This is a genomic window from Flavobacterium sp. UM26, assembly GCF_057922445.1.
Map to the genome: position 1 here is coordinate 37,934 of NZ_JBVHCY010000012.1, position 23,451 is coordinate 61,384.

21 protein-coding genes are annotated in these 23,451 nt (G+C 35.7%); 15 read left to right on the forward strand and 6 right to left on the reverse strand.

Annotated features, from left to right (window positions below):
• Positions 1 to 5 precede the first annotated feature (5 nt).
• The gene (locus ACZ1AQ_RS13580; protein WP_489633412.1) at positions 6 to 452 is read left to right on the forward strand and encodes a retropepsin-like aspartic protease; all 447 of its coding nucleotides are present in this window, start codon (positions 6 to 8) and stop codon (positions 450 to 452) included.
• A 793-nt stretch (positions 453 to 1,245) separates the two neighbouring features.
• Here ACZ1AQ_RS13580 and odhB read toward each other — a convergent pair.
• Both odhB and ACZ1AQ_RS13590 read right to left on the reverse strand, forming a co-directional pair.
• On the reverse strand, positions 1,246 to 2,472 hold the full coding sequence (odhB, locus tag ACZ1AQ_RS13585; RefSeq protein WP_489633413.1) for a 2-oxoglutarate dehydrogenase complex dihydrolipoyllysine-residue succinyltransferase: 1,227 nt from the start codon (positions 2,470 to 2,472) through the stop codon (positions 1,246 to 1,248).
• 81 nt (positions 2,473 to 2,553) lie between these two features.
• Positions 2,554 to 5,343, reverse strand: coding sequence for a 2-oxoglutarate dehydrogenase E1 component (locus ACZ1AQ_RS13590; protein ID WP_489633414.1), 2,790 nt, complete (start codon positions 5,341 to 5,343; stop codon positions 2,554 to 2,556).
• A gap of 115 nt (positions 5,344 to 5,458) precedes the next feature.
• On the opposite strand from ACZ1AQ_RS13590, the gene ACZ1AQ_RS13595 reads away from it, so the two are divergent.
• Positions 5,459 to 5,995, forward strand: coding sequence for a hypothetical protein (locus tag ACZ1AQ_RS13595; RefSeq protein WP_489633415.1), 537 nt, complete (start codon positions 5,459 to 5,461; stop codon positions 5,993 to 5,995).
• A gap of 89 nt (positions 5,996 to 6,084) precedes the next feature.
• On the opposite strand, the gene ACZ1AQ_RS13600 is transcribed toward ACZ1AQ_RS13595, so the two are convergent.
• Together ACZ1AQ_RS13600 and ACZ1AQ_RS13605 are read right to left on the reverse strand one after the other, a co-directional pair.
• Entirely contained in the window at positions 6,085 to 6,438 is a 354-nt protein-coding gene (locus ACZ1AQ_RS13600) for a hypothetical protein (RefSeq protein ID WP_489633416.1), read from the reverse strand.
• A gap of 70 nt (positions 6,439 to 6,508) precedes the next feature.
• Positions 6,509 to 7,483 (reverse strand): polyprenyl synthetase family protein, encoded by a 975-nt coding sequence (locus ACZ1AQ_RS13605; protein WP_489633417.1) that lies wholly within the window; start codon positions 7,481 to 7,483, stop codon positions 6,509 to 6,511.
• Positions 7,484 to 7,761: 278 nt separating this feature from the next.
• On the opposite strand from ACZ1AQ_RS13605, the gene ACZ1AQ_RS13610 reads away from it, so the two are divergent.
• The 5 genes from ACZ1AQ_RS13610 (at position 7,762) to ACZ1AQ_RS13630 (ending at position 14,627) form a co-directional block, all read left to right on the forward strand.
• The gene (locus ACZ1AQ_RS13610; protein ID WP_489633418.1) at positions 7,762 to 8,292 is read left to right on the forward strand and encodes a YceI family protein; all 531 of its coding nucleotides are present in this window, start codon (positions 7,762 to 7,764) and stop codon (positions 8,290 to 8,292) included.
• Positions 8,293 to 8,375: 83 nt separating this feature from the next.
• Positions 8,376 to 8,975, forward strand: coding sequence for a TetR/AcrR family transcriptional regulator (locus tag ACZ1AQ_RS13615; RefSeq protein WP_489633419.1), 600 nt, complete (start codon positions 8,376 to 8,378; stop codon positions 8,973 to 8,975).
• Between the two features lie 36 nt (positions 8,976 to 9,011).
• Entirely contained in the window at positions 9,012 to 10,355 is a 1,344-nt protein-coding gene (locus ACZ1AQ_RS13620; protein WP_489633420.1) for a TolC family protein, read from the forward strand.
• A gap of 3 nt (positions 10,356 to 10,358) precedes the next feature.
• Positions 10,359 to 11,426 (forward strand): efflux RND transporter periplasmic adaptor subunit, encoded by a 1,068-nt coding sequence (locus ACZ1AQ_RS13625; RefSeq protein WP_489633421.1) that lies wholly within the window; start codon positions 10,359 to 10,361, stop codon positions 11,424 to 11,426.
• 27 nt (positions 11,427 to 11,453) lie between these two features.
• Complete coding sequence (locus ACZ1AQ_RS13630; RefSeq protein WP_489633422.1) at positions 11,454 to 14,627, forward strand: efflux RND transporter permease subunit; 3,174 nt, start codon at positions 11,454 to 11,456, stop codon at positions 14,625 to 14,627.
• 80 nt (positions 14,628 to 14,707) lie between these two features.
• On the opposite strand, the gene ACZ1AQ_RS13635 is transcribed toward ACZ1AQ_RS13630, so the two are convergent.
• Both ACZ1AQ_RS13635 and ACZ1AQ_RS13640 read right to left on the reverse strand, forming a co-directional pair.
• Positions 14,708 to 15,055, reverse strand: coding sequence for a toxin-antitoxin system YwqK family antitoxin (locus ACZ1AQ_RS13635; protein ID WP_489633423.1), 348 nt, complete (start codon positions 15,053 to 15,055; stop codon positions 14,708 to 14,710).
• Between the two features lie 181 nt (positions 15,056 to 15,236).
• Positions 15,237 to 16,241 carry a TlpA family protein disulfide reductase gene (locus ACZ1AQ_RS13640; protein ID WP_489633424.1) on the reverse strand — a complete coding sequence of 335 codons (1,005 nt, stop codon included), beginning with the start codon at positions 16,239 to 16,241 and terminating at the stop codon, positions 15,237 to 15,239.
• 152 nt (positions 16,242 to 16,393) lie between these two features.
• Here ACZ1AQ_RS13640 and aspS point away from each other — a divergent pair, with 152 nt between their 5' ends.
• The 8 genes from aspS (at position 16,394) to nuoF (ending at position 23,408) form a co-directional block, all read left to right on the forward strand.
• Complete coding sequence (aspS, locus tag ACZ1AQ_RS13645; RefSeq protein WP_489633425.1) at positions 16,394 to 18,145, forward strand: aspartate--tRNA ligase; 1,752 nt, start codon at positions 16,394 to 16,396, stop codon at positions 18,143 to 18,145.
• 112 nt (positions 18,146 to 18,257) lie between these two features.
• Positions 18,258 to 18,452: a cold-shock protein gene (locus ACZ1AQ_RS13650; protein WP_024979890.1), complete on the forward strand. Its 195-nt coding sequence runs from the start codon at positions 18,258 to 18,260 to the stop codon at positions 18,450 to 18,452.
• A gap of 231 nt (positions 18,453 to 18,683) precedes the next feature.
• Complete coding sequence (locus tag ACZ1AQ_RS13655; RefSeq protein ID WP_342691649.1) at positions 18,684 to 19,049, forward strand: NADH-quinone oxidoreductase subunit A; 366 nt, start codon at positions 18,684 to 18,686, stop codon at positions 19,047 to 19,049.
• A 35-nt stretch (positions 19,050 to 19,084) separates the two neighbouring features.
• Complete coding sequence (locus ACZ1AQ_RS13660) at positions 19,085 to 19,633, forward strand: NADH-quinone oxidoreductase subunit B (protein WP_489633426.1); 549 nt, start codon at positions 19,085 to 19,087, stop codon at positions 19,631 to 19,633.
• 3 nt (positions 19,634 to 19,636) lie between these two features.
• Positions 19,637 to 20,158: an NADH-quinone oxidoreductase subunit C gene (locus ACZ1AQ_RS13665; protein ID WP_489633427.1), complete on the forward strand. Its 522-nt coding sequence runs from the start codon at positions 19,637 to 19,639 to the stop codon at positions 20,156 to 20,158.
• A gap of 30 nt (positions 20,159 to 20,188) precedes the next feature.
• The gene (locus ACZ1AQ_RS13670) at positions 20,189 to 21,427 is read left to right on the forward strand and encodes an NADH-quinone oxidoreductase subunit D (protein ID WP_489633428.1); all 1,239 of its coding nucleotides are present in this window, start codon (positions 20,189 to 20,191) and stop codon (positions 21,425 to 21,427) included.
• 81 nt (positions 21,428 to 21,508) lie between these two features.
• The gene (locus tag ACZ1AQ_RS13675; RefSeq protein ID WP_298298597.1) at positions 21,509 to 22,039 is read left to right on the forward strand and encodes a complex I 24 kDa subunit family protein; all 531 of its coding nucleotides are present in this window, start codon (positions 21,509 to 21,511) and stop codon (positions 22,037 to 22,039) included.
• Between the two features lies 1 nt (position 22,040).
• Positions 22,041 to 23,408: an NADH-quinone oxidoreductase subunit NuoF gene (gene nuoF / locus ACZ1AQ_RS13680; RefSeq protein ID WP_489633429.1), complete on the forward strand. Its 1,368-nt coding sequence runs from the start codon at positions 22,041 to 22,043 to the stop codon at positions 23,406 to 23,408.
• The last annotated feature ends 43 nt before the right edge of the window (positions 23,409 to 23,451 follow it).

A 23,451-nucleotide genomic window follows, 5' to 3' on the forward strand; every position in this document is an offset into this window, starting at 1 on the left:
TTATTATGGAAAATCTACACGCAATCTTACAAACCGAAAACTACCAAAAAATCCGATTCAAAATCATCAAAACGCAGCATTTATTGGTCAAAGCCAAAATCAATGGCATTGCGGGTAATTTCATACTCGATACAGGTGCTTCAAGTAGTTGCGTGGGTTTTGAAGGTGTCGATTTCTTTCGGTTAAAGGCCAAAAAATCCAAAACCAAAGCTGCAGGTGCAGGCGCTACTGGAATGCTAACCCAACTTTCGACCGACAACAAGCTACAATTGGGTCGCTGGAAAACAGCCAATGCTGCGCTAGTCATTTTCGACTTATCGCACGTCAACGAAGCGCTTACTCAACACAAAGCCAAAGCGGTTCATGGAATAATTGGCGCCGATATCCTTCTAAAAGGCAAAGGAATTATTGATTACTACAATCATTATTTGTATTTGAAACAGGATTTTTAGGGCAATTGCCAAGGCACCACGCTATCCGCTATAGTTTTGCAAAACCTTAAATGGAAGTTTTGCAAAAGCTGCCGCTCCTATCGTTGTTGCGGTAAGGTGAAAAAAGCCATTGTAACGGAGTTGCATTTTTTAAGTTTCTATCCGCTTTTTGTACTTCCTGCAAGGTTTCTTTTAACCTTGTAGGTATGCTGTACTTTCAAAATACCTACAAGGTCTGGAAAAAGACCTTGCAGGAGAACAAATTTTGTTTTTTGCATAAATTCAATAGGAATGGGCTTTAGCCCGTTCTTTACAATGAGTTTCCTATTGGGCTTTAGCCAAAAACTCACCCCTATTTTGGCTAAAGCCTCTAAATCTTTACAATCATATCCTCTCGCTTTAGCGAGAGGCAATTGACTTTAGTGCAACCCAATAACAATCCTTATTTTGCTGACATTATCTTAATCGAAATCGGGTTTGCTATTATAATCAATTTTCAAAAAAACACCTACAAGGTCTGGAAAAAGACCTTGCAGGTGAAGTACGATTTCCGTTTAAGAATTAGTTGATTTAGGTTTATTAAATAGATGCCTCAAAAAATGCCCCTTGTCCCTCACTAGCCCCGATAGTAGTGGAAATCCTTTTGGGGCTGGGGTTCAGCCCCAAAAGATTATAACGAAGAGCGGGACTTAGCTTCCTGAAAAAGCCCTATCTTCCTGCTCCTAAACCAACTGATTCTGTGACTTATTTCCATAAAAAAATCCCAAAAACCAGTATTGGAATTTGGGATTTTGTGTATTTAAAATGGAATTGACTACAACTCAAATGCTTTTTTAGGATTGTTATCGCAAAGCAATTCCACTGGATTTTCTAGTGCTTCTTTCACTGCTACCAAGAACCCAACTGACTCGCGTCCGTCGATGATTCGGTGGTCATAAGAAAGGGCTATGTACATCATTGGGTGAATTTCTACTTTACCATTTACAGCAATAGGACGCTCGATAATGTTGTGCATTCCTAAGATTCCAGACTGTGGAGGGTTGATAATTGGAGTTGACAACATAGAACCAAACACACCACCGTTAGTGATTGTAAAAGTTCCTCCTGTCATATCGTCTACAGTGATTTGTCCGTCGCGTGCTCTTAAGGCCAAGCGTTTGATTTCGGCTTCAATGCCGCGGAATGTCAAGTTTTCTGCATTACGAACTACTGGCACCATTAACCCTTTTGGTCCAGAAACTGCGATTGAGATATCACAGAAATCGTAAGCCACTTTGTAATCACCATCCATCATAGAGTTAACATCTGGATATAATTGCAATGCTCTAGTTACCGCTTTGGTAAAGAAAGACATATAGCCTAAACTTACCCCGCCGTGTTTTGCTTTGAAAGCATCTTTGTACTCGTTACGCAAATTGTTGATAGGCGTCATGTTTACTTCGTTGAATGTAGTCAACATTGCCGTATCGTTTTTGGCAGCAACCAATCGCTCAGATACTTTACGACGCAACATAGATAATTTGGTACGCTCTACACCACGAGAACCTCCTGTTGGAGTTCCCATAGATGGCACTGCATTAATGGCATCTTCTTTAGTGATTCTACCTGCTTTTCCAGTTCCAACAATGGTTTCTGGAGCTATATTTTTTTCGTCTAATATTTTTCTAGCGGCTGGCGATGGAGTGCCTGCTGCATAACTTGGAGCTGCTGGAGCTGCTTTTGGAGCTTCAACTTTTACCTCTGCTTTTGGAGCTTCGGCTACTGGTGCTGCTGCTGCCACAGGTGCTGCACCTGATGGTTTTGCTGCTCCAGTATCAATTAAACAAACAATAGCGCCTACTGCTACTGCATCGCCTTCTTCGGCTTTTAGGGTAATTACTCCACTTGCTTCAGCTGGTAACTCTAAGGTAGCTTTATCTGAATCTACTTCAGCAATCGCTTGATCTTTCTCTACATAATCACCATCTTTTACCAACCAAGTGGCTATTTCTACTTCTTTGATGGATTCCCCTGGTGATGGGACTTTCATTTCTAAAATCATCTTCTGTTAGTTTATTGTTTGTAGTTTAAGGCTTATGGTTTCTGGTTTGTTGTTATTAAAAACTAAAGACCACAAACGTTTTTATCTAAATAAATTTTTATCAAATACCATTCTAATTGCATCTGCGTGACGACGCTTAGCACGAGTATAGCTTCCTGATGCTGGCGCCGCATATGCTTTAAGCGATGCTAATCTCCATTTTACCAAATCGAAATTAGCTAACATGTATGTGTAAGCTCCCATATTTTTTGGCTCTTCTTGTGCCCAAACATAATCGTCTACATTTGGATATTGAGCAATAATAGCTTTTAACTGTTCGATTGGCAATGGGAATAATTGTTCGATACGAACTACCGCCACATCGTTTCTACCATTATTAGCTCTTTCTGCGGTAATATCATAATAGAATTTACCTGTACAGAATACTAATGTTTTTACCTCAGCTTTGTTAACAGCAGTATCATCGATAGTCTCTTGGAAACCACCATTGATAAAGTCTTCTAGTGGCGACACACATCTTGGGTCACGAAGTAAACTTTTTGGAGAGAACACAATTAATGGCTTACGGAAATTCGTTTTCATTTGTCTTCTCAACAAGTGAAAGAAATTCGCTGGAGTAGTACAATCGGCCACATACATATTATGGCGAGCACACAATTGTAAATAACGCTCCATTCTTGCAGAAGAATGTTCTGCACCTTGTCCTTCGTAACCGTGAGGCAATAACATCACGATTCCGTTTTGATTGTTCCATTTATCTTCACCACAAGAGATGTATTGGTCAATCATAATTTGAGCACCGTTAGAAAAATCTCCAAATTGTGCTTCCCAAATTGTCAATGACTTTGGATTGGCTAAAGCGTAACCATAATCAAATCCTAATACACCATATTCTGAAAGGAAAGAGTTGAACACATGGAAATTTCCTTTTTTGTTCTCGATATGATTTAATAATACTACTTCTTCTTCAGAATCCTCTACTTTCACTACTGCGTGACGGTGTGAAAAAGTACCACGTTCTACGTCTTGACCTGAGATTCTCACATCAAAACCTTCGGTTAATAATGTACCATAAGCTAACGTTTCGGCTGTACCCCAATCAATTGTATTGTTGTCATAGCCCGTTTTTCTATCGGTAACAATTTTTGTGATTTTGTTGATGAATTTTTTATCAGAAGGCAAACTAGAAACCGTTGCAATAATAGAATCTAATGTTTCTTTTGTAACTGTTGTATCTACTTTTTTCAACATAACATCATCAGAAACTTGCTCAAAACCAGCCCATTCATTTTGCATAAATGGTGTAATGATTGTCAAATCTTTTTTACGAGATTCTTCTAAATTGGTTTCTAAAACGGCTTTGTATTCTTTTTCTAATTGATTTACATAAGTAGCATCAATCACGCCTTCGGACAATAATTTTAAAGCATAAATATCTCTTGGATTTTGATGCTTAGCAATGATTTTATATAAAACTGGCTGCGTAAATCTTGGCTCGTCACCTTCGTTATGACCATATTTTCTATACCCTAATAAGTCGATGAATACGTCGCGCCCAAATTCCATTCTAAAGTCTAAAGCAAAAGACATGGCATGAACCACCGCTTCGGCATCGTCTGCATTTACGTGTAAAACTGGTGAAAGGGTTACTTTGGCAATGTCTGTACAATAAGTAGAAGAACGAGCATCTAAATAGTTGGTTGTAAATCCTACTTGATTGTTAATTACAATATGAATGGTTCCTCCTGTTTTGTATCCGTCCAATTGAGCCATTTGAACGATTTCATAAAGAATTCCTTGTCCAGCAATAGCCGCATCTCCATGCACTGCAATAGGTAATACTTTTGAAAAATCTTCTGGATAATACTTATCTTGTTTGGCTCTTGTAATTCCTTCGATAACGGCTCCTACGGTTTCTAAGTGCGATGGATTAGGCGCTAAATTGATGTTGATTTTCTTTCCTGATCGAGTCACTTTGTCGGCTGTTAAGCCTAAGTGATATTTCACATCACCATCAAAATACTCTTGATCGTAATCTTTACCATCAAATTCACTAAAAATATCTTGAGTAGATTTTCCAAAAATATTGGCCAATACATTCAAACGACCACGGTGTGCCATTCCCATAACAAACTGCTCTACCCCTTTGTCAGCAGCTTTTTCGATCAAAGCGTCTAATGCTGGTATAATCGACTCACCTCCTTCTAATGAGAAACGTTTTTGCCCTACATATTTAGTATGCAAAAAGTTTTCGAAAGAAACTGCTTGATTTAATTTCTCTAAAATTGTTTTTTTCTCATCAGCAGAGAAATTCGGTTGATTGTCATTAATTCTAATTTTTTGACGAATCCATTCTACAATTTCTGGTTTACGAATATATACGTACTCAATACCGATATGTTGACAATAGATTCTATCTAAATGACCGATAATTTCACGCAAAGTACATGGAGCTACTCCAATTACTTTGGCAGCATCAAAAACCAACTCTAAATCTGAAGCGGCTAAACCAAAATTTTCGATAGCCAAAGACGGGGTGTATACACGACGATCACGCACTGGATTTGTTTTGGTAAACAAATGTCCTCTAGTACGGTAGCCTTCGATTAACTTGATAACTTTAAATTCTTTCTGTAGTTTCTCAGAAACTTCGGCATTCGAAGCAGAACAAGAATCACCTGATGCTTGAATAACAACTGGGTTCCCTTGTGCTGAGGCTTGTTCTTCATTATAAGTAGTCATCCCAAAGTCGAAACCTTGAAAGAAACTCCTCCAACTTGGCTCAACGCTATCTGGATTCTCTAAATACTGATCGTATAATTGTGCAAAAAATTCGGTATGTGCTGCGTTTAAAAATGAAAACCTATCCATAATATTGTTTGAATGTATTTTTAAAATAGTCCGACAAAAGTACAATAAACAGTTATAACTAATTCATTTTTTTGCTTACTTTTACCTCAGTTTTTGTTAAATTAAACCTAATATCATGAAAAAATATGATTTTTTTACGGCTTTCAAAGCCATTTTGGTTTTTGCCCTATTTAGTTTTACGAAATCGATGTATGCGCAACAGTCCAATTCGAATACTTTTAGCAAAAACATTCAATTTGGAGGAGGAGTGGGATTAAATTTTGGTTCAGGATTTACAGATATTTCTATTTCTCCAAGTGCTATTTATAATTTAAATCAATATGTAGCCCTAGGAGCAAGTTTACAATTTGGATATATTAAAGTCAAAAACAGTTATGAAACCTATACCTATGGTGGCAGTTTGATTGGATTAGTAAATCCCATTCCTGAAATACAGCTATCTGCAGAACTAGAGCAATTGCGATTCAATACTGACTATAGAACAATTATTGGCAACGTAGCTTCGGATAATTTTTGGAATACGGCCTTGTATCTTGGTGCGGGTTACAGAACCAACAATGTGACTTTTGGTGTTCGCTATGACGTATTGCACGATGATAACAAGAGTATTTATAGCGAAGCCTTTATGCCTTTTGTGAGGGTTTATTTCTAATACATAGAACAACTCAGACACTAAGTTTCTGATTTAAAACAAAATTGGAACTAAAAAAGTAGTTTCTGAAGTAAACTTATACTTAAACCTCAACGAAAAAAATTTCTAAACCATACCTTTTGCCATTCTCTTTTAAGAATCAAAAAAGAAACCTGTCCTGCTAATGCTACAATATCGGCACCGTCAAGCAGTTTTATCTCATTCTCAGGCACATCAATAATATAGAGCAAGTTTAAATATTCGGCAAACTTATATTGAATGAGTCGATATATTTTTTCTTGTAGTTGTATTTTGAGATCGTCAGGCAATATATTCATTGGAAAATCAATCCTTTCGTTGGCAAGATTAAAATCTTTATTGATTTGAGCTACCAATTTTACATACAAGTTTTCCTTTTCTGCTTCAGAAAGTAAATGATCTGTATTTAAAGGCGCTACATACATATAAAGATAAAATTACGATTGTATTCTTGCTTCAGATCCATTAAAAATAAGGGATTTGAAGTTTCTTACACTACACTTTTCTTCCCATCAAATTTTCTCCAAAATCTCTCAATAATGCCTTTTTATCACCATCAATATTCATTTTATCCAAAGTATCAAAGGCTTGATACGTGTACTCTTTTATAGCTTCTTGGGTAGCCAATGAAGCACCGCTTTCGTTAAAAATCTGCTTTACTTCCTCGATTTTGGCCGCCGAATCCTCGAGATGTTCTGAAAACAAATGCATCAAACGAGATTTTTGATTGGCATTAGAAAATTCCATTGCTTTTAAAAACAAAAAGGTTTTTTTGTTCTCAATAATATCTCCGCCTACTTGTTTGCCAAAAGTAGCAGGATTACCAAAAGCATCTAAATAATCGTCTTGAAGCTGAAATGCAATACCTAAATTCAATCCAAAATCATAAATCAACTTAGCGTTCGATTTAGACGTCTTAGCAATAATAGCACCCATTTTCATGGCAGCAGCAACTAAAACGGCAGTTTTGAATTCAATCATTTTTAAATATTCAGGTATCGTAACATCGGTTCTTGTTTCGAAATCAACGTCCCATTGCTGTCCTTCACAAACTTCGAGCGCCGTTTTGCTAAATAATTTGGCCAATTTACGGAACGTTTTGGGCTCGTATTTTTCAAAATATTGATAGGCTAAAATCAGCATTGCATCACCAGATAAAATTCCAGTATTAGTATCCCATTTTTCGTGAACCGTAACATTTCCTCTTCGCAAAGGAGCGGCATCCATAATATCATCATGAACTAGAGAAAAATTATGAAAAACCTCGACTGCCATTGCTGCTGGTAAAGCTTTTTGATAATTGGCATCAAAAATTTCGGCACTCATCAACGTGAGTACGGGACGCATTCGCTTTCCTCCCAAAGACAATATATATTGAATAGGCTCATAAAGATTTTTAGGTTCTTTTTGAATCACTTGATTCTCTAAGTAAGTAACAAAAAAAGACTGATACGCTGAAACTGACTGCATGACTGTATAAATTCGATTAGCAAAGCTCCAAAGATACAATTCATGAGCATAATATCACCAGAAAAAATGCTCTCAATCATTAATTTGATGTGTAACAATTGTTAAATTTTCATTACCGAAAACGTTTTAGATTGTTAAAAACGACGGAAACTCTAAATACAAAGGAAACTTTTTTGGTATCTAAAGTTTCCTTTCTATATTTGTCTCGTCAAAATGTTTACTTATTTGCATAAATACCAAAACAACAACGTTTCCAAAACCAAATTAAACCACCTCTCATGAATCCAAAATGGACCATCAATTCTAATCAATCCGACGTTTTGATAGAAGCAAGACATTCGGTTATAGCCTATTTGGGAGGCAACACAAACTCCTTCAGCGGTTATGTAGTCATGGATCAAGATACTATAGAAGATGCCGCAGTTGAATTTTCATTGGATGTGAAAAAGAACTACAATAAAATGGAGCAAATGGACTCTTATACCAAATTAAGCAACTTTTTTAACGTAGAAACTCATCCTGTAATTCGCTTCAAATCGACTTCTTTTCAAAAAGTAAACAAAAACATCAATTTCATCAAAGGTGATTTGACCATAAAAAATGTTACCAAAACAGTAGAATTAGATACCGAATTCATTGGAATACATAATTATGATGGTCAACAAAAAGGTTCACTTGAGATTACTGCCAAAATAAAACGAAGTGACTTTGATTTGTGGTATAACACCAATCATAAACAGAGCGGAATTTCTATAGGCCAAGACATTAAATTGGTAGCCAACTTAGAAATTGAAATGTCAAAAAATTAGCAATCACTGTTTTAAACAACAATCTTAACATACGTTTTTCTCAAACTATCCCAACAACATTAGAATAAAAAGGTATAATACATATGAAAGAAAAAATAATGGCTAAAGCAAGTGAACTGTTTTTGAAACTAGGTTTCAAAAGTATAACTATGGATGATATAGCCGGTGAAATGTGTATTTCAAAAAAAACAATTTATAAATATTTCTGCAACAAAGAGGTATTAATCGAAGAAAGTACCGAGGTCATGCACAAAGAAGTACATCAAAGCATTGATGCCATTGTTCAACAAAACTACAACGCCATTCGTGAAAATTTTGAAATCCGAAAAATGTTCAAAGAAATGTTCAATGCAGGTGACACTTCTCCGATGTATCAATTAAAAAAACATTATCCGGAAATCTACAACAAACTCGTTGATAGAGAAGTCAATGAATGCAATACCGTTTTTAAACAAAATATTGAAAAAGGAATTAGAGAAGGATTGTATCGATCAGACATACCTGTAGAAACGTATGTCAAATTCTATTACACCCTTGTCTTTGAAATCAACGGAAATACAATTTCTGAAAAAGAAGCACAGCAACTAGAATTAGAAGCGCTCGAATATCACATTAGAGCCATGGCGACTTTAGCTGGAATTATTGAACTAGAAAAACAACTAGAAAATCACTCCATCATATAATCATTAATCAATTACGTATCAAACAAATTTTAAACTATGAAATACCCACTTTCAATACTCACAGTCTTTTTGCTTGTGCTCAATCTACAAGCACAAGAAGTAAAGAAACTTACTTTAAAAGACGCATTGGTTTATGCTTTAGAAAATAAAGCTGATGCTAAAAAAGCAAAATTAAAAGTCGAAAACAGCGAATACCAAATTCAAGAAGTCCGCTCAAGAGCCTTGCCTCAAATATCGGCAAATGGGAGTTTAACTTACAATCCTATTTTACAAACAAACGTAATTGATGGAGGTTCTTTTGGTCAACCAGGAACAACAATACAAGCGGTTTTTGGTCAAAAATGGAATTCTGTGGGAACACTTTCATTAACTCAAGCATTGTTTGATCAATCTGTGTTTACAGGTTTGAAAGCAGCAAAATCTACAAGAGAATTTTATCAAATTAACGAGCAACTAACAGAAGAACAAGTTATTGAAGCTGTAGCCAACAACTATTACCAAATTTATGTTCTACGCCAAAAGCTTACACTTTTAGAGAACACTTTCAAAACAACCGAAAAAGCGCGTGATATTGTAAAAGGACAATTTGATAATGGTTTGGCTAAAAAAATCGACTTGGATAGAATGAATGTGAGAATTACCAATGTAACTACACAAAAACAACAAATTGAGAATTTAATCGAGTTACAAGAGAACACTCTTAAGTTTTTCATTGGAATGCCTATTTCTACAAAGTTAGAATTCCCAAACAATGATTTCAAAATAAGACCCGTTGACCTAAGTGCTGCACCAAATCCGGATAACAGAACCGAAATTATATTACTAAAAAAACAAGAAGAATTACTTAATTATCAAAAGAAAGCAGCATTAGCTGGATATTACCCAACGCTTTCATTAGCTGCAAATTACAATTATATCGGTCAAGGTCCAGAAATGCCATGGTTTAAAAAACCTGCTGATGGCGTATTTTGGTCTGATTTCTCCTCAGTAACATTAAATTTAAGAATTCCCATTTTTACGGGTTTTGGAACTAAAGCAAAAGTTAACCAGGCTGATGTTGAACTAAGAACTATTCAAGAAAGCATCAAAGACACTCAATTGGCTATGGACTTGGATTATAAAAATGCTAATACTCAAATTGAAAATAGCACAATCACCATAACCAATCAAAAAGAAAACATGCGCCTTGCAGAAGAAATCCTAAAAAATACAAACAACAATTATTTACAAGGATTGGCTTCATTAACAGATTTATTAGATGCAGAAAATGCAGCAACAGAAGCTCAAAACAATTACACATCAGCAATACTAGATTACATTCTAGCAGAAATAAAACTTATAAAATCAAAAGGAGAACTAAAATCACTATTAAATAACTAAATCATGAAAAAGAATAGTATTACCATCATAATAATCGTAGGAGCGCTAGCCTTAATTGGTTTTATTCTATCAAAAAATAAAAAAGAAAATGAAGCTAAAATTGCAATAGTTGCAGAAAAAAACGCAAGTGTTTCAGTAAAAGTAGCTCCTGTAAAAATAGAGGAAGTATCTCTAGACTTTGTGGCTAATGGTAACTTTGAGCCTACACAAGAATTGACTTTTTCAGCTGAACGCTCAGGAAAAGTAATTAGTGTACTTGCCAAAGAAGGGGACCGTGTAAGTGTTGGACAAACCTTAGCAATAATGCGTGGTGATGCAATTAATGTAAACGCACAAGCTGCTGAGGCCGCTTACATCAATGCCAAATCAGACTATAACCGTTTTGAAAATGCATTCAAAACTGGCGGAGTAACTAAACAACAATTAGACCAAGCCAAACTTGGATTAACCAATGCTGAGGCCAATTACAAACAAGCAAAAATCAATGTTGGAGACACTCGTATAAAAGCACCCATAAATGGGATTATCAATAAAAAATACATTGAACCAGGATCCATTTTATCTGCAATGCCAGCAACTGCTTTGTTCGATATCGTAAATGTTAGCAAACTAAAACTTAAAGTTACGGTTAGCGAAGCTCAAGTAGCAAGTTTAAAAGTAGGAAACACTATCAGCGTAAAAACAAGTGTTTATCCAGACAAAGAATTTAGTGGTCGTATCACTTTTATTGCTGCAAAAGCAGATAGCAATTTGAACTTCCCTGTTGAAATCGAAATTGCAAATAATGCTACAAATGATATCAAGGCTGGTATGTACGGAACGGCAATTTTCAAATCAGCTCAGCAAAAACAAACGATGACTATTGTGCCTAGAGCTGCATTCGTAGGAAGTGTTAGCAGTAACCAAGTATTTGTTGTTGAAAACGGTTTTGCAAAACTGAAAAATGTAACTGCTGGACGCATATTGGGTGACAAAGTTGAAATCTTAAACGGATTAACAACTGGTGAAACCGTAATCGTTACTGGGCAAATCAACTTGCAAGACGGAAATACAGTAGAAATAATAAAATAATTGATTGTAACGAGCACCTAGACAACTATGAAATTAGCAGAAATATCAATAAAACGTCCCTCATTAGTGATTGTATTGTTTACAATCCTATTGTTAGGTGGAATCTTCAGTTACAGCCAATTGGGCTATGAATTAATCCCAAAATTTGAAACCAACGTAATCACCGTTTCAACAGTTTATCCAGGAGCTTCTCCTAGCGAAATCGAAAATACGGTAACTAAGAAAATAGAGGATGCTATCGCTTCTTTAGAGAATATTAAAAAAATTGACTCTAAATCTTACGAGAGTCTTTCTATCGTATCCATTACGCTTACATCAAATGCGGATGTAGACATCTCTATGAATGATGCGCAACGAAAAATCAATGCAATTTTGAGTGATTTACCAGACGACGCAGACCCACCATCATTGACCAAATTCTCACTTAGTGACTTACCAATTATGACGATTGGTGCTAATGGAAAAATGGATGAGGCCGCCTTTTACGACTTAATCGATAAAAAAATTGCTCCAATATTATCTCGTGTTCAAGGTGTAGCACAAGTAAACATCATTGGAGGACAAGAACGTGAAATACAAGTTAATCTTGATGCGACTAAAATTCAAGGCTACGGACTCTCTGTTCCTCAAATTCAACAAGCAATCTTGAGCTCAAACCTAGACTTCCCTACAGGAAACATACAAACTAGAGAGCAAAAAATTCTAATCCGTTTAGCGGGTAAATTCAAAAATGTCGAAGAACTTAGAAACCTTGTAGTTGCTTCTCAAAACGGTATTCAAATTCGTTTGAATGATGTTGCAGATGTTCAAGACACACAAAAAATAGCCGAGAAAATTGCTCGTGTAAATCAAAAAAGTGCAATTGTACTTCAAATAGTAAAACAATCCGATGCCAACGCTGTTGCTGTTAGTGAGCTTTTAATTAAAACTATTGCCAAATTAGAAAAAGACTATGCAGGTAATGAGCTACAATTAGAAGTAGCAAAAGATAGTACTGTATTTACCCTTGAAGCTGCAGACTCTGTTGTTCACGATTTATTAATAGCCGTAATATTAGTGGCTTTAGTAATGTTGTTTTTCTTGCATAGTGTCCGAAACTCTTTGATTGTAATGGTTTCGATTCCAGCGTCTTTGATTGCCACATTTATTGGAATTTTCCTTTTAGGCTATACCTTAAACTTAATGAGTTTGTTAGGATTGTCATTAGTAGTCGGAATCCTTGTGGATGATGCTATTGTGGTCCTCGAGAACATTTACAGGCACATGGAAATGGGCAAGAATAAAGTCCGTGCAGCCTTTGATGGTACAGCCGAAATTGGTGGCACTGTAACTTCCATTACTTTAGTAATTGTGGTTGTGTTTTTACCAATCGCTATGAGTACAGGTTTGGTATCTAATATCATTACACAATTTTGTATGACAGTTGTAATTTCAACATTACTTTCACTGTTAGCATCGTTTACCATTATTCCTTGGTTATCATCTCGTTTTGGAAAACTTGAACACATTGAAGGAAAAAATGCATTTGGGAGAATCATTCTTGGTTTTGAAAATATGCTAACTCGTTTTACAAACTGGGTAACAGAAATTTTAGAATGGTGTTTAGATCATTACATAAAAACTATTGGAATTGTACTCGTTTTGTTCTTTTCGTCAATTGCCTTGCTACCCCTTGGTTTCATAGGTGGTGAATTCTTTGCCTCTTCGGATAGTGGTGAGTTCTTGGTTCAAATTGAAATGCCAAAAGATGCTTCTTTGGAACAAACTAATTTTATGACTCAAAAAGCAGAAGCTTATTTGAAGAAAGAGCCTTATGTTTTTAGCCAAATTACCACTGTAGGACAAACGAGTGAAGGTATGGGTGCTGCGCAATCGACGGCATACAAAGCTGAAATTAACGTAAAAATGATCGACCAAAAAGATCGAACAGATGATGCTACAGTATATGCTGCCAAAATTAAAAGAAAGCTAGAAAAAGTATTAGTTGGTTCAAAAGTAAAAACCGTTCCTGTTGGTATTTTAGGTACAGCCGAAGATGCAAAATTGGGATTGATTGTTACTGGACCAAATGTAGAAAGCGCCATGAAGTTTGCCAAATTAGCTGAAGCTGAATTGCGTAAAATACCGGGAACAACAGAAATTAAATTAACCGTTGAAGACGGAAACCCAGAAATTAACGTTAAGGTGGATCGCGATAAAATGGCTGCACTTGGACTTACACTTCAAACGGTGGGTATGACAATGCAAACGGCATACAGCGGAAATACCGACGGTAAATTTAGAGCTGGTGAATACGAATATGACATCAACATCAAGTACAATGCTTTTGATAGAAAAAATAGTACCGATGTTAGTAATTTGATATTTGTAAATAGTGCTGGACAACAAATTAAGCTTTCTCAGTTTGCTACCATTACTGAAGGTTCAGGACCTAGTAAGTTAGAAAGACGTGATAAAACTGCATCAGTTACCGTACAAGGACAAAATGTTGGTGTACCAGCAGGGACCATCGTTAATCAATGGCAGGCAAGATTAGACAAATTACCTAAACCAGCAGGTGTAGACTATATTTGGGGTGGAGATCAAGAAAACCAAAGTGAAGGTTTTGGTACTTTGGGAATAGCACTTTTAGCAGCAATCATTCTGGTGTATCTTGTAATGGTTGGTCTATATGATAGTTTTGTTCACCCATTTGTCGTTCTTTTCGCCATTCCATTATCATTCATTGGTGCATTGCTTGCATTGGCGCTAACAAACAACTCTTTAAATATATTTACCATTTTAGGTATTATCATGCTTATTGGTCTGGTTTGTAAAAATGCTATTATGCTTGTAGATTACACCAATCAAAGAAGAGCTGCTGGAGAGACCATACGTACAGCATTGATTCAAGCAAATCATGCTCGTTTGCGTCCGATTTTGATGACTACTATTGCGATGGTTTTTGGTATGTTCCCAATTGCATTGGCTTCTGGTGCAGGTGCTGAATGGAAAAACGGCTTAGCTTGGGTAATTATTGGTGGATTGATTTCGTCATTATTCCTAACCTTAATTATTGTTCCAGTAATCTATGAGATTATGGAAAAAATCATTGCAAAATTCTCTAAAGGAGAAAAGATGGATTATGAAGCTGAAATGGTTGCCGATTACGACCACAAAGAATTAAGTGAAGATGGATTTAATCCAAAGCATACCCTTTAATTTTTGAATATTTGTTTTGTTTAACAAAAAGGCCGTCTAATTTGATTTAGACGGCCTTTTTAATTAACTAAAAAAAAGAATTAATTTTTTACTGCAATAGCTTCTTGTTTCCAATTTTTAACCATTGCTATTGCATTATTAGAATAATCAACTTCGCTTAAATTTACATCTTTCCAAAAGAACCATTTTCCAACTTTTGCACCTTCTTTATAAAATCCAGATGCTCTTTTGGTTCCATCTTCATTATAAGAAACCCAATATCCTTCTAACTTTCCATTTTCAAAATAACCTTCTTGTTGCACTTGCCCGTTATCATAGAAATAGGTAGCTTTTACTTTTTTTCCAAAAGGTTCTAAAACTGGTTTAGAATCTTGTGCATATATCATTCCTGAGAACACCAATGCTACTGCTATTAAATATCTTTTCATATCGCTAGTTTTTAATGATTTATATCTTACTCTTATCAAAATTAGAGAATACTTTACATTAAAAAAACTTTTTGGTAACAATTTCGTAACCTAGAGTGAAAACTTAACATTGGAAAAATTTAAAAACAAAAAAAATCAGCCGTAAACAGCTGATTTATATGTACTTATCATATGTTTTTAACTAGTTTAGTAAAGAATCCAATAATGTAGGTAATTCTGCAGAAGATGGTCTTGGCGCATCAGCTTTCACAATATTTCCATTAGGGTCTACTAATATAAACCTTGGAATTCCAGTAATCTTATAATCCTGTACAAACTTAGAATTCCAATCATTGTCAGCAAAAACCTGAACACCGCCCAATTCTTTTTCTTTCACCATAGTTCTCCATTTTTCAACATCTTTTACTTTATCAATAGACATACTCAAGAATACGATATTTTTACCATGATATTTTTCTTCAGTTTTTTTCAAAAATGGAATCTCCTGACGACAAGGTCCGCACCAAGTAGCCCAAACATCAATATAAACATACTTTCCTCTAAAATCCTCTAGCTTCGTTTTTCCACCTTTATAATTGTCATATTCAAAAGTTGGTGAAACACTACCATTCATTTTATTACTTTCAACAATTTGCTGATGATATTGTTTTAAGGAAGCTAAATTCATTTCGATACTCTGTTTTTGAAGAGCAACAAATTCAGGATCTAATTTTTTACCTTCTAAACTAGCCAAATCGGCAGCTTTTTTCTCTTCAATGCGTTTAGCAAAATTAGCTTCGTCTGCTGCCAAAAGAGAATTGTAATCAAATTTAGATTCTGAAACAGTGTTTTGAGCCAAGAAATTATTCTCCACTGCTCCCACTCCTGTGTAAACAATTGATTCATCAAATTGTTTGGCATCCATTTTTAATTTCAAGTTGAAATTGTTTTTCAAATACAATTGTGTGTATTCCTTACCATCATACAACATATAGAAACCTTTTTCAACAGCAGCACTTCCTTTAAAAAGGCCTTTTTTATCAACACCAATTTTCAAAAGTTCTTTCCCGTTAGTTCTATTCAAAATTCGAATGGTATCACTATTTCGATTAGCAATTTCGGCCTGAAGTGTAAAAACTTCTTTTTTTTGTGCCTGAGTTCCTTGTATTCCTAGAGCCAAAAGAGCCACAATACATAGTTTTTTCATAAAGTTGTTTTTTGTGTTAATGCACCTCAAACATAGGAGTAAAAATCATGTAAAAAGAAAAATTAACATATTTTTAAAAATGAAAAGGATGTTGCAAACTTTTGACGTTAATTTAATTTTTGTGTTTACTTTTGCAGTCTAAAATTTGGAACATGTATAGAAGTCATAATTGTGGTGAATTGAACGCCTCACATATTAATCAAGAAGTAACGTTAGCGGGATGGGTACAAAAATCTCGCGATAAAGGATTCATGAATTGGGTGGACCTAAGAGACCGCTACGGAATTACACAATTGATATTTGACGAAAGTCGTACTGACAAAACGGTATTTGAATTAGCCAAAACCTTAGGAAGAGAATTTGTAATTCAGGTGAAAGGAACCGTTATTGAACGCGAAGCCAAAAACAACAATATTCCAACTGGAGCCATTGAAATTCTAGTAACAGAATTAACAATTTTGAATGCGGCTTTAACTCCTCCATTTACTATCGAAGATGAAACAGATGGTGGCGAAGACATTCGAATGAAATACCGCTACTTAGACATTCGAAGAAATCCAGTAAAAAACAGTTTGCTTTTCCGTCACAAAGTGGCTATGGAAGTGCGCAAATACCTTTCTGATTTAGATTTTTGTGAAGTTGAGACTCCTTATTTAATAAAATCGACTCCAGAAGGCGCTAGAGATTTCGTAGTTCCTTCTCGAATGAATGAAGGACAATTTTATGCGTTACCACAATCACCACAAACCTTCAAACAATTATTGATGGTGGGTGGTATGGATAAATATTTTCAGATTGTAAAATGTTTCCGTGACGAAGACTTACGTGCCGACAGACAACCTGAGTTTACACAAATCGATTGTGAAATGGCTTTTGTAGAACAAGAAGATATTTTGAATGTTTTTGAAGGGCTTACTCGTCATTTACTAAAAGAATTAAAAGGCATCGAAGTAGACAAATTCCCAAGAATGACTTACGAACATGCGATGAAAACCTACGGAAACGACAAACCAGACATTCGTTTTGGAATGGAGTTTGGAGAATTGAATGCTTTTGCACAACACAAAGAATTCTCTGTTTTCAATTCAGCAGAACTAGTGATAGGTATTGCTGTTCCGGGCGCAGGCAATTATACACGTAAAGAAATTGACGCTTTGATTGACTGGGTAAAACGTCCACAAGTGGGTGCAAGCGGAATGGTTTATGTAAAATGTAATGAAGACGGTACTTATAAATCATCTGTAGATAAATTTTACGATCAAGAGGATTTAACCAACTGGGCAAAAACTACGGGTGCTAAATCCGGAGATATGATTTTTGTGTTGTCTGGTCCTGCTGACAAAACAAGAGCACAACTTTCTACTTTGCGTATGGAATTGGCAACACGCTTAGGCTTAAGAAAACCTGACGAATTTGCACCTTTATGGGTAGTTGATTTTCCTTTATTAGAATTTGATGAAGAAAGCGGACGCTATCACGCCATGCACCACCCATTTACTTCACCAAAACCAGAAGACTTGCATTTGCTTGAAACCAACCCAGGAAAAGTAAGAGCCAATGCTTATGATATGGTTTTGAACGGAAACGAAATTGGAGGAGGTTCTATTCGTATTCACGATAAAGCAACACAGCAATTAATGTTCAAATACTTAGGTTTCACAGAAGAAGAAGCCAAAGCACAATTCGGATTCTTAATGGATGCTTTTCAATTTGGAGCGCCACCTCACGGCGGTTTAGCTTTTGGATTGGATCGATTAGTAGCTATTTTAGGTGGACAAGAAACTATTCGCGATTTTATTGCCTTCCCAAAAAATAACTCGGGTCGTGATGTAATGATCGATGCACCATCAACAATTGATGATTCTCAATTAAACGAATTACACATTCAATTAAATTCAAAATAATCACTGAATAGTCTGTATATCAATATTTTTGAAAAAAAAGTATGACACGAATCATTTTTGTATTGTATTAAAGATTACATTTGTCGCATTATAAATTATTATTATTATTACAATGCGTACAGGTACAGTTAAATTTTTCAATGAATCTAAAGGTTATGGATTCATTACAGACGAAGAAACAGGAAAAGACATTTTTGTTCATGCATCAGGAATCAAAGCGGAAGAATTACGCGAAGGAGACCGTGTGAGCTATGAAGAAGAAGAAGGAAGAAAAGGTAAAGTTGCTGCTCAAGTTGTAGTACTTTAAGCACAAAATATTATAGTATTTTTTGCAGAAAAGGTTAAGCGCCTCGATAATAATCGAGGCGTTTTTTTTTGCTTTAAACAAAAATTAAGAAATATTTATAATTTTTATTTATAATCATTAAAAATTAGGACGGATTAACAAACGTTTAGAAGTGAATTCGGGCATTTAACTTGTGTTTTAAATCCTTGCAACCTATCTTTGTGGCTCGTTTAAGCAAGAAAAAAAACTACTATGCAAACCGAACAAATCAACTTCATTCCAATCTTAATGCAATTGCTTCTTGCAGTTGGATTTGTAGCTGGAATTATTTTTATTTCAGGAAAATTAGGTCCAAAAAGAAATTCTGCAAACAAAGACAAAAACTTCGAATGTGGGATCGAATCTGTAGGTAATGCTCGAATTCCTTTTTCAGTAAAATACTTTTTGGTTGCCATCCTTTTCGTTTTATTTGATGTTGAGGTTATCTTTTTATACCCTTGGGCCATCAATTTCAAGGAGTTAGGTATCGAAGGTATGATAAAAATGATTATTTTTATGCTTTTGTTACTAGTTGGTTTTTTCTATATCATCAAGAAAAAAGCCCTTGAATGGGAATAAATACAAGACAATAGAAATTGAATACTATATCAATTATGACAGACTCTAAAACAAAAATGGTTGCTCCTCCAGAAGGAGTTGTTGGCGAAGGTTTTTTCGCTACCAAATTGAACGATGTTGTAGGACTAGCTAGAGCCAATTCGTTGTGGCCACTACCTTTTGCAACTTCATGTTGCGGTATCGAGTTCATGGCAACTATGGCTTCCCACTACGACTTAGCGCGTTTTGGATCCGAAAGGGTAAGTTTTTCTCCAAGACAAGCCGATATGTTGATGGTTATGGGAACTATTTCCAAAAAAATGGGCCCAATTTTACGTCAAGTATACGAGCAAATGTCAGAACCAAGATGGGTAATTGCAGTTGGAGCTTGTGCCTCTTCTGGTGGAATATTCGATACATATTCTGTACTTCAAGGAATTGACAAAGTAATCCCAGTTGATGTTTACGTTCCTGGATGTCCTCCAAGACCAGAACAAATCGTTGAAGGAGTGATGAAATTACAAGAGATTGTGAAAAACGAATCGGTTAGAAGACGAAGCTCTCCAGAATACCAAGAATTATTAGCTTCTTATAATATCAAATAAAAGATGGCATTAGAAACAACCGAAATAGAAGAAAAATTAGTAGCTACTTTTGGAACTGCTGTTTTTCAATTTAATCAAGATAGAGACATTTTTTCATTTGAAGTTTCAGCTGATGTAATAACTGCTGTTATTCTTTTCTTAAAAAATGATCCACAATTACGTTTTCACTTCTTAACCGATCTATGCGGGGTTCATTATCCAGACAATGAAGAAGAAAGACAATTTGCTGTAGTCTATCACATGCACAATTGGTATGAAAACAAACGCATCCGAATTAAAACCTTTTTGAACGGATCACAACCAGAAGTAAAATCAATAGCCAACATATTTCTTTGTGCCAATTGGATGGAACGTGAAACCTATGATTTCTTCGGGATCAACTTCATCGGTCATCCTCAATTGAAACGAATTTTGAACATGGACGAAATGGTTTCTTTCCCTATGCGTAAAGAATTCCCTATGGAAGACAGCGGAAGAACAGACAAAGATGATCGATTCTTCGGAAGAACACCTTCGAATTGCTAAAAAGAACTTATAATTTTTCACATTAGATAAATGTCAGAACTATTATTACCACCAGAGCATCGTTATGCTAAAATAATCAAAGAGCGTCATAATGAAGACGGAAGTGAACTTTCGATTCTGAATTTAGGACCTACTCACCCAGCTACTCACGGTATTTTTCAAAACATCTTATTGATGGATGGAGAAAAAATATTAGAAGCTGAACCTACCATTGGATACATCCATAGAGCATTCGAAAAAATAGCCGAGAACCGTCCGTTTTATCAAATTACTCCACTTACAGACCGTATGAACTATTGCTCATCACCTATCAACAATTTGGGATGGTGGATGACATTAGAAAAATTATTAGGTGTTGAAGTTCCCAAAAGAGCACAATATTTAAGAGTTATAGTAATGGAATTGGCACGTATTGCCGATCACTTAATTTGCAACTCTATTCTAGGAGTAGATACAGGAGCCTATACAGGTTTCTTGTATGTATTTCAATTCCGTGAAAAAATATATGAAATCTACGAAGAAATTTGTGGAGCTCGTTTAACTACCAATATGGGAAGAATTGGCGGTTTCGAAAGAGACTGGTCTCCTGAAGCTTTCCGTAAACTAGATGTCTTCTTAGAAGAATTTCCAGTTGCTTGGAAAGAATTTGAAAACTTATTCGAAAGAAATAGAATCTTTATTGATAGAACTGTAAACGTAGGTGCCATTTCAGCTGAAAAAGCTTTAGCTTATGGATTTACGGGTCCAAATTTACGTGCTGCAGGTGTAGATTATGATGTTCGTGTGGCACAACCTTATTCTTCTTACGAAGACTTTGACTTTATCGTACCAGTAGGTAAATCAGGTGATACGTATGACCGTTTTTGTGTACGTAATGCCGAAGTTTGGGAAAGTTTAAGCATTATCAAACAAGCCTTAGCTAAAATGCCAGCTGGTAATGAATACCACGCTGATGTTCCTGAGTATTACTTACCTCCAAAAGAAGATGTATACACCACAATGGAATCTTTAATCTACCATTTCAAAATTGTTATGGGAGAAGTTCCTGTTCCTGTTGGCGAAGTATATCATCCAGTTGAAGGAGCTAATGGAGAAGTTGGATTCTATTTAGTGTCCGACGGTAGTAGAACACCATATCGTTTGCATTTCCGTAGGCCTTGTTTTATTTATTATCAAGCCTATCCAGAAATGATTAAAGGCGCTATGCTTTCAGATGCGATAGTAATATTATCAAGTTTAAATGTTATCGCAGGAGAATTAGATGCTTAACGATTTTAAAGCAGTGCTTTTTTAGATTTAAGATTTAAAAAAACTTTGTGACTTTGAGCCTTTGCGGCAAACAATATAAAAATGGAAAGAAAACATTACAATCAAGAAATAAACATGACTGAAGCATTGATGGAACGCATCAATGAACTAATCAGTCATTATCCTGAAGACAAAAGAAAATCAGCACTATTGCCTGTTTTGCATGAGGTTCAAGATGCTCATGACAACTGGTTAAGCATTGAACTACAAAATAAAGTAGCTGAAATTCTTCACATCAAACCCATCGAAGTCTATGAAGTGGTTACTTTTTATACCATGTTCAACCAAAGACCTGTTGGGAAATACATGTTTGAATTTTGCCAAACTTCCCCTTGTTGCTTGAATGGTGTAGAAAATTTAATGGACTACACTTGTGATAAATTAGGTGTTAAAGTTGGAGAACCAACTGCTGATGGATTGTTTGAAGTAAGAGGTGTAGAATGTTTGGGAGCTTGTGGTTATGCGCCAATGATGCAACTAGGTGACTTCTACAAAGAACATTTGACTGAAGAAAAAATCGATCAAATCATTACTGATTGCCGAGATAATAAAATAATATTACACGATAAATAAGATGTCACAAAAGATATTATTAGACAAAATCAATATTCCAGGAATAAAAACCTACGAAGTCTATCGTGCGAATGGAGGCTACGCTTCTGTGGAGAAAGCTTTAAAAACATTAACACCTGACGAAGTAGTTGAAGAAGTAAAAACTTCTGGACTTAGAGGCCGTGGTGGAGCGGGATTCCCAGCAGGTATGAAGTGGAGTTTTATTGATAAAAAATCAGGAAAACCACGCCATTTAGTTTGTAATGCCGACGAATCTGAGCCAGGAACCTTCAAAGATCGTTTCTTAATGGAATATATCCCACATTTATTGATTGAAGGGATGATTACTTCTAGTTATGCACTAGGCGCTAATCGTTCTTACATCTATATTCGTGGTGAATACATGTGGGTTTTCAAGATTTTAGAAAGAGCCATTGCTGAAGCAAAAGCTGCAGGATGGTTAGGAAAAAACATATTAGGAACAGGTTACGATTTAGAGTTACATGTTCACTGTGGCGGTGGAGCTTATATTTGTGGAGAAGAAACTGCTCTTATTGAATCTTTAGAAGGAAAACGTGGTAATCCACGTATCAAACCACCTTTCCCTGCTGTTTCTGGTCTTTGGGCTAATCCAACCGTAGTTAACAATGTAGAAACTATTGCTGCAGTGCCTTGGATTGTAAATAATTCTGGAGCTGATTATGCTAAAATAGGTGTAGGAAGATCTACAGGAACCAAATTAATCTCCGCATCTGGACATATCAAAAACCCAGGAGTTTATGAAATAGAACTAGGATTAAGCGTATACGAATTCATGAATTCTGATGAATATTTAGGAGGAATGAGCTCAGACCGTCCTTTGAAAGCATTTGTACCAGGAGGAAGTTCGGTGCCAATTTTGCCAGCTAACTTAATCTACAAAACTGCCGCAGGCGAAGACCGATTGATGACGTATGAGTCATTGAGTGATGGTGGTTTTGCTACGGGTTCTATGTTGGGTTCTGGTGGATTCATCGTGTATAATGACACTAGTTGTATTGTTAGAAATACTTGGAATTTTTCTCGTTTCTACCACCATGAAAGTTGTGGACAATGTACACCTTGCCGTGAAGGTACTGGTTGGTTAGAAAAAGTATTGCACCGTATCGAAAACGGACACGGACGTGAAGAAGATATTGATTTGTTGTTGAGTATTCAGAGCAAAATCGAAGGAAACACTATTTGTCCATTAGGTGATGCTGCTTCATGGCCAGTAGCTGCGGCTATTCGTCATTTTAGAGACGAATTTGAATACCACATTCGTTTCCCAGAAAAAATAAAAAACAGAGATCATTTTGTTGCTGAACCATTCGAACAGGTTAAGCACTTAGTTGGTAAAGTAACAGTTTAAGTTAGAAGTCAGAAGTTAGAAGGTAAAAGTGCATGACACTTGA